Annotated in this window: 6 protein-coding genes; 2 read left to right on the top strand and 4 right to left on the bottom strand. The window is 70.7% G+C overall.

Translation table 11 applies throughout. The features are described from left to right. Positions 1-3 precede the first annotated feature (3 nt). Together AB0C36_RS04055 and uvrA are read right to left on the bottom strand one after the other, a co-directional pair. Complete coding sequence (locus AB0C36_RS04055) at positions 4-447, bottom strand: Rieske (2Fe-2S) protein (RefSeq protein ID WP_358348832.1); 444 nt, start codon at positions 445-447, stop codon at positions 4-6. A gap of 193 nt (positions 448-640) precedes the next feature. Next, the gene (gene uvrA / locus AB0C36_RS04060) at positions 641-3,487 is read right to left on the bottom strand and encodes an excinuclease ABC subunit UvrA (RefSeq protein WP_358348835.1); all 2,847 of its coding nucleotides are present in this window, start codon (positions 3,485-3,487) and stop codon (positions 641-643) included. 431 nt (positions 3,488-3,918) lie between these two features. On the opposite strand from uvrA, the gene AB0C36_RS04065 reads away from it, so the two are divergent. Together AB0C36_RS04065 and AB0C36_RS04070 are read left to right on the top strand one after the other, a co-directional pair. Further along, a complete protein-coding gene (locus AB0C36_RS04065) occupies positions 3,919-4,653 on the top strand; it encodes a maleylpyruvate isomerase family mycothiol-dependent enzyme (RefSeq protein WP_358348837.1) in 735 nt (244 codons plus the stop codon). A gap of 49 nt (positions 4,654-4,702) precedes the next feature. Further along, a complete protein-coding gene (locus tag AB0C36_RS04070; RefSeq protein ID WP_358348840.1) occupies positions 4,703-5,359 on the top strand; it encodes an MBL fold metallo-hydrolase in 657 nt (218 codons plus the stop codon). A 70-nt stretch (positions 5,360-5,429) separates the two neighbouring features. On the opposite strand, the gene AB0C36_RS04075 is transcribed toward AB0C36_RS04070, so the two are convergent. Together AB0C36_RS04075 and AB0C36_RS04080 are read right to left on the bottom strand one after the other, a co-directional pair. Next, the gene (locus AB0C36_RS04075) at positions 5,430-6,482 is read right to left on the bottom strand and encodes a TerC family protein (RefSeq protein ID WP_358348843.1); all 1,053 of its coding nucleotides are present in this window, start codon (positions 6,480-6,482) and stop codon (positions 5,430-5,432) included. A gap of 314 nt (positions 6,483-6,796) precedes the next feature. Then, the gene (locus tag AB0C36_RS04080) at positions 6,797-7,429 is read right to left on the bottom strand and encodes a 3'-5' exonuclease (RefSeq protein WP_358348844.1); all 633 of its coding nucleotides are present in this window, start codon (positions 7,427-7,429) and stop codon (positions 6,797-6,799) included. Positions 7,430-7,652: the final 223 nt, after the last annotated feature.

The following is a 7,652-nucleotide window of genomic DNA, read 5'->3' on the forward strand; positions in this document are numbered from 1 at the left end:
GCGTCAGCCGACGACGATGTCCCCGTCGACGACCTTGGTCGGCAGCTCCGGCAGGGCCTTGTTCGCCGGGCCGCGCACCACCGAGCCGTCGTCGACGTCGAACTGGCTGCCGTGGCACGGGCAGTTGATGACGCCCTGCTCGACCTTCTTGACCAGGCACCCCTGGTGCGGGCACCGCGCGTCGAACGCCTTGTAGACGCCCTTCGCCGGCTGCGTCACCACGACCCGCGAGTCCGCATAGACCTTACCCGCGCCCACCGCGACATCGGGGACCTTGCCGATGGTCACCGGGCCCTGCTCGCCCGCGCGCGGGCCGTCCGCCTGCGCCCCCGAGTTCTCCGTCGTGCAGGCGGCGAGCGGTACGCCCACGGCTCCCACCGCACCGGCGACGGCCACGCCGCGCAGCACGGTCCGGCGGTCCGGGGAGGTCGGGGTCGGTGCGGTCATGTGTCTCTCCGTCTGGGGTCGGTGCCTGGCCGACCCCATGATCCCATCGGGCGGTCGTGGGCCGGACAGCGCACCGGCGGCCGCGGCGCGGTCCGGGGCCGACCGGATCGGGTCGGCCCCGGCTCCGGTCGGTCCCGCGTCGTCTCGGTGCCGTGCCGTTCCGGTGCCGGCGCACAGCCGGTCCGGAGCCGGCTCAGAGCCGGTCGGCGAGGATCTCGCGGAGGAACTTGCCCGTGTGGCTCTCCGCGACGTCCGCGACCTCCTCGGGGCTGCCCTCGGCGATGACCATGCCGCCGCCGCTGCCGCCTTCGGGGCCGAGGTCGACGATCCAGTCCGCGGTCTTGATGACGTCGAGGTTGTGCTCGATCACCAGGACCGTGTTGCCCTTGTCCACCAGCGAGGTCAGCACGCCGAGCAGGCGCCGGATGTCCTCGAAGTGCAGGCCCGTCGTGGGCTCGTCGAGCACGTAGACGGTACGCCCGGTCGAGCGGCGCTGGAGCTCGGAGGCGAGCTTGACGCGCTGCGCCTCGCCACCGGAGAGCGTGGTGGCCGGCTGGCCGAGTCGGACGTACCCGAGCCCGACGTCGTCGAGTGTCTTGAGGTGCCGCGCGATGGCGGGGACCGCCTCGAAGAACTCGCCGGCCTCCTCGATCGGCATGTCCAGCACCTCGGCGATGTTCTTGCCCTTGAAGTGCACTTCGAGCGTCTCGCGGTTGTAGCGCGCGCCGTGGCACACCTCGCACGGGACGTAGACGTCCGGCAGGAAGTTCATCTCGATCTTGATGGTGCCGTCGCCCGCGCAGTTCTCGCAGCGGCCGCCCTTGACGTTGAAGGAGAAGCGGCCCGGCAGGTAGCCGCGCACCTTCGCCTCCTGCGTCTCGGCGAACAGCTTGCGCACGTGGTCGAACACACCTGTGTACGTCGCCGGGTTCGACCGCGGCGTGCGGCCGATCGGTCCCTGGTCGACGTGGACGACCTTGTCCACCAGGTCCGTTCCGGTGACGCGGGTGTGCCGGCCCGGCACCGAGCGGGCGCCGTTCAGCTCGCGCGCGAGGTGCGTGTAGAGGATGTCGTTGACCAGCGTCGACTTCCCGGAGCCCGAGACGCCGGTGATCGCGGTGAAGGTGCCCAGCGGGAACCCGACCGTGACATCGCGCAGGTTGTGCTCGCGCGCGCCGTGCACCACCAGGCGCCGCTTCTTGTCCGGCACGCGCCGCTCGGTCGGCGTCGCGATCTCCTTGCGCTTCGACAGGTAGGCGCCGGTCTGCGACTCCTTGTTCTTCAACAGGTCCTTGTACGGCCCCGAGTGCACCACCCGGCCGCCGTGCTCGCCCGCACCCGGGCCGATGTCGACGACCCAGTCCGCGACCCGGATGGTGTCCTCGTCGTGCTCGACGACGATGAGCGTGTTGCCCATGTCGCGCAGCCGGACCAGGGTCTCGATGAGCCGGTGGTTGTCGCGCTGGTGCAGGCCGATGGACGGCTCGTCCAGCACGTACAGCACGCCGACCAGACCCGAGCCGATCTGGGTGGCGAGCCGGATGCGCTGCGCCTCACCGCCCGACAGCGTGCCGGCGGCGCGGTTGAGCGAGAGGTAGTCGAGGCCGACGTCGACCAGGAAGCGCAGCCGCTCGTTGACCTCCTTGAGCACGCGCTCGGCGATCTTCTTCTCGCGGGCGGTCAGCCGGATCGCGCCGAGGAAGTCGGCGCAGTCGCTGATCGACATCGCGGAGACGTCGGCGATGGACTTCCCGGCGACGGTGACGGCCAGCACGATCGGCTTGAGGCGGGTGCCCTCGCAGGTCGGACACGGCACCTGCCGCATGTAGCCCTCGAAGCGCTCGCGGCTGCTGTCCGACTCCGCCTCGGAGTGGCGGCGCACGATGAACGGGATCGCGCCCTCGAAGGCGGTGGTGTACGCGCGCTCGCGGCCGTACCGGTTCTTGTAGCGCACCTCGATCTGCGTCTTGTGCCCGTTGAGCAGCGCGTTGCGGGCGCGCACCGGAAGGCCCGCCCACGGCACGTCGGTGCGGAAGTTGAGGGCGTCGGCGAGGGCGTCTACCAGTCGCCCGAAGTACTCGCTCGCGTGGCCGCTGGACCACGGCGCGAGCGCCCCCTCGTCGAGGGTCTTCTCCGGGTCGGGTACGACGAGCTCCGGGTCGACCTCCATGCGGGTGCCGATGCCGGTGCAGTCGGGGCACGCGCCGAAGGGCGAGTTGAAGGAGAACGAGCGCGGTTCCAGCTCCTCGAACGACAGGTCGTCGTACGGGCAGTAAAGGTGCTCGGAGTACATCCGCTCGCGGTTCTCGTCGTCCTCGGGCAGGTCGACGAAGTCGAGCACGACCATGCCGTTGCCGAGCCGCAGCGCGGTCTCCACCGAGTCGGTCAGGCGGCGCTTGGCCGACGACTTGACCGCGAGGCGGTCGACGACCACCTCGATGGTGTGCTTCTCCTGCTTCTTGAGCTTGGGCGGCTCGGTGAGCTGGATCACCTGGCCGTCGACGCGGGCGCGGCTGTAGCCCTGCGACTGGAGCTGCGCGAAGAGGTCGACGAACTCGCCCTTGCGCTCGCGCACGACCGGCGCGAGCACCTGGAAGCGGGTGCCCTCGTCCAGCTCCAGCACGCGGTCGACGACCTGCTGCGGGCTCTGCCGCGAGATCGGACGGCCGCACTGCGGACAGTGCGGGTGGCCGATGCGCGCGAAGAGCAGGCGCAGGTAGTCGTAGACCTCGGTGATGGTGCCGACCGTCGAGCGCGGGTTGCGGTTGGTGGACTTCTGGTCGATCGACACCGCGGGCGACAGGCCCTCGATGAAGTCGACGTCGGGCTTGTCCATCTGGCCGAGGAACTGGCGGGCGTACGACGACAGCGACTCGACGTAGCGGCGCTGCCCCTCGGCGAAGATCGTGTCGAAGGCCAGCGACGACTTGCCGGAACCGGAGAGCCCGGTGAAGACGATGAGCGCGTCGCGCGGGAGGTCGAGGGAGACATCCTTGAGGTTGTGCTCGCGCGCGCCACGGACAATGAGACGGTCGGCCACTGGAGACTCGAAACCCTTCGACAGCTCTTTTACGGCTCACGGGGCGATCGGCATGTGAGCGCACTGGACGTCCTGCCGGAGGCGCGGGTGGGCTCCTCCGACTGGTTGCGGGCCCTTGACAGGGCTACCCCGGAATTTGTCCCCCGGCCATCGTAAGCGGCCCGGGGCCCGCGTTTGTTCCCTCTTTTGCGGCCGCCAGGCTATCGCACACGTATTCGATTATGGCCCGACCGGGGGACGTTTCACTCGATCGTGCGAGCTTTTCGCGCCCCGGCGGGCGGCGGGGCGGGTGGCGCGAACCGCTCGCCCGGCGGCCTCGTCAGCCGATACGGTCGGGGCGTGCCGACAGCGCCCGGGGGCCGCGCACCGTCGGCGCAGGGTCGGCCCAGGGCCGGTACTCCGGCTCCGCCGCAGGTTCTCGGGAGGGACGCTTGACCACGGACGGGTTCGACCCCGCCGCCCTGGTGGACGAGATCGCGGCCGCGACCGCGCAGGTTCTGGACACCGCGGAGCGGCTGGACGCGGCGCGCATGGCCGGACCGTCGCTGCTCGCGGGATGGTCGCGGGCGCACGTTCTGAGCCACCTCGCCCGCAACGCCGACGCGCTGGGCAACCTCGCGCACTGGGCGGGCACCGGGGTGCCGACGCCGATGTACGGGCCGGGCAACGCCCGCGACGCGGCCATCGAGGCGGGCGCGCACCGCCCGCCCGAGGAGGTCCTCGCGGACCTGCGGACCACCTCCACACGCCTGAACGACACGCTGGAGGCGATGTCGCCGGCCGCGTGGGGGGCGAAGGTCGCGGGGCCCGACGGGCGCGAGTTCGCCGCGGTGCAGCTGCCGTACAAGCGCCTCCGCGAGCTCTACATCCACCACGTGGACCTGAACGCGGGGTGGACCCCGGCGCACTGGCCCGGCGACTTCGCGACCCGCGAACTGCTGGACGCCGCCGCCTCGTTCCGGGGGCGGCCGGACACCGTGCCGCTGCTGCTGCACGACGAGGACTCCGGTCGCCGGCTCACCATCGGGCCGGAGGACCACGCGCCCGTGGCGGTGGTCTCGGGACGGCGGCGGACGCTGCTGGCGTGGCTGATAGGGCGTACCGGCGGCGACGGCCTGGTCATGGACCCCCCGGGCGCGCTGCCGCCGCTGCCCGCCTGGCTGTGACCGGCCGACCGGTCTGGAGCGGACCGCCGCCGAGCGGGAGGATGGAGCCATGACGACGTATCACGGCTCGGTCAAGGTCGGCGGCACTCCGGCGGTCCGCGAACTGGCGCACCTGATCATCACGAAGATCGCGGTCGGCCCGTACGACAACGACTGCTACCTGCTGCGCTGCCGCGCGACCGGCGAGCAGCTGCTGATCGACGCGGCCAACGACCCGGAGACCCTCCTGACGCTGTTCTCGGACGGCCTCGGCCAGGTGCTGACCACCCACCGGCACGCCGACCACTGGCAGGCGCTCGACGCCGTCGTGGCGGCCACCGGCGCGACCACGCTGGCCGGGCGCTTCGACGCCGAGGAGATCCCGGTGCCGACCGACCGCCTGCTCGCGGACGGCGACACCGTCACCGTCGGCCGCGTGGAGCTGGCGGCGATCCATCTGGTCGGGCACACACCGGGCAGCATCGCCCTGGTCTACGACGACCCGCAGGGGCATCCGCACCTGTTCACCGGCGACTGCCTTTTCCCGGGCGGCGTGGGCAACACCTTCGGCGACGACGCGGCGTTCCGCACGCTCCTCGACGGCGTCGAGGAGAAGATCTTCGGTCGGCTGCCGGACGAGACCTGGGTCTACCCGGGCCACGGCAACGACACAACCCTCGGCGCCGAACGCCCGAGCATGGCAGAGTGGCGCGCCCGCGGCTGGTGACCGCTCGCACACGAAAGCGGCGGGGTTCCCAGGGGAACCCCGCCGCTTTCGTGCCATACCGCCGGCGTCGCTACTTGTCGGCGGACTCCAGTTCGTCGGTGCCGTCGGCCGCGGCGGACCTGCCGTCGGCGCCGTTGCCGCCGTTCTCGCCGGTTGCGGCAGCCGCCTCGGCGGCCTCGATCTCGGCGTCCTTCTTGGACTTGCGGAGGCTGAGCACCGTGGTCACGGCGAGCGTCAGGACGATGAAGCCCAGCGACAGCGGGATGCCGATCTCCGGGACGTGCACGCCCTGGCCGTGCAGCGCCTCGAACACCAGCTTCACGCCGATGAAGCCGAGGATCACGGACAGGCCGTACGACAGGTAGACCAGCTTCTTGAGCAGGCCGCCGATGAGGAAGTACAGCTGCCGCAGACCCATCAGCGCGAACGCGTTGGCGGTGAAGACGATGTACGGCTCCTGCGTGAGGCCGAAGATGGCCGGGATCGAGTCCAGCGCGAAGAGCACGTCGGTCGTACCGACCGCGATCATGACGATCAGCATCGGCGTCACGAAGCGCTTGCCGTGCTCCTTCACCAGGAGCTTGGTGCCGCGGTAGTCCTTCGTCGTCGGGGCGACCTTCTCGACCCAGCGCAGGACGGCGTTCTCCTCGAACTCCTCCTCCTCGTCGGACTTCGCCTCCTTGATCAGCTTCCATGCGGTCCAGATGAGGAACGCGCCGAAGAGGAAGAAGACCCACGAGAACGTCGACACGACGGCGGCGCCGAGGCCGATGAAGATGCCGCGCAGCACGAGCGCGAGCAGCACGCCGATCAGCAGCACGCGCTGCTGGTACTGGGCCGGCACCGCGAACTTGCCCATGATCAGGACGAACACGAACAGGTTGTCGACACTGAGCGACTTCTCGGTGATGAAGCCCGCGAAGAACTCGCCCGAGTACTGGGCGTCGGAGAACAACCAGATGCCGATGCCGAAGACGACGGCGAGGGCGACCCAGAAGATGCCCCACAGCGACGCCTCCTTGAGCGTCACCTCGTGGGGTTTGCGGTTGATGACCAGGTCCACGCCCACGAGTGCGAGCAGGACCACGATGGTCACGATCCAGGTGGTCAGCGAAACATCCACAAATGCCTCCGGCAGACGTGGCAGGGTGCGTCGATGCCGGAGGTCTCTTCCGCCCGGATGTGCCTCAGGGGCCACCCGGACCGGCAGGCCGGACACATCGTTCCCACTGCGCCATAGGGACGCAGGCCGATATGTCGTACTGACGACCGTGCCGTGGGGGAATACTCCCCTCCGATGAGGACCAGCATGCCAGAAGGTAAAGTAAAGACCAAGTAAGCCTTTACCTTTCCGTGGTGTTCGTGGCGCGGCTCACCCGCCCTGGCCGCCGCCCGACCCCATGTCCAGCGGCGTGTCCAGCCCGTGTCCGGTGGGCCTCAAGCCCGGCCCGCCTCCACCGGCTCGAAGCCGCGCCTCGGCCGCAGCCGCCCCTGGAACGCCGGGTACGCGGGCACCTCGCACGGCCGCGCCCCCAGCACCAGCCGCCGCGCCCCCGCACTCGCCAGCAGCAGCGGCAGCAGCCGCGCCGTCACCCGCGCGTCCGCGAGCGCGGCGTGCGCATCGGGGAACTCCAGGCCGAAGTACGTGCAGCAGGTGCCGAGCTTGTGGTCGTCCAGGTCGAGGCCGACCGCCTTCGCCAGCCGCATCGTGCACAGCGCCGGAACGATCGGCATACCGATCCCGGAGGCCGCGAACTCCGCCTCCAGGAACCGCTGTTCGAACGAGGCGTTGTGCGCCACCACCACCGCGCCGGCCAGCAGCGCCGCCAACTCCCCCGCGATGTCCGCAAATCGGGGTGCACCCACGACGTCCCGCGCCGTGATGCGGTGGACCTGGGTGGCCCCGACCCCGCGCCCCGGGTCGACCAGCGTCGTCCACTCGCGCAGCACGCGCCCGTCGCCGCCGACCCGCACGACGCCGATCTCCACGATGCGGTCCCCGCGCCCGGGCGAGAAGCCGGTGGTCTCCAGGTCCACCACCGCGAACTCCAGTTCCGCGATGTCGACCACCCCGCCCGGACCGTCCGCACTACGGGGTCCGGGAACGCCGGCATACGAGAACACGCTTTGCACTCCGAGGGGTTCGTCCGACACCAGGGCACCGCAGCGGCCTCGCGAGGCCACGCTCACCCTAGCGGCGCCGGGCCGCCGGGTCGGCCGCAACCATGCCGAACCACCCGTAAGGGGCGGCGAGATGCCCACACACACGTGCGGCGGGGCGGGACCTCTCCGG

It is taken from the genome of Streptodolium elevatio (assembly GCF_040649515.1).
GTDB lineage: Bacteria > Actinomycetota > Actinomycetes > Streptomycetales > Streptomycetaceae > Yinghuangia > Yinghuangia elevatio.

Coding starts and splice junctions, on each gene's coding strand:
- AB0C36_RS04070 (WP_358348840.1), top strand. CDS start 4,703: ATGACGACGTATCACGGCTCGGTCAAGGTCGGCGGCACTCCGGCGGTC.
- AB0C36_RS04055 (WP_358348832.1), bottom strand. CDS start 447: ATGACCGCACCGACCCCGACCTCCCCGGACCGCCGGACCGTGCTGCGC.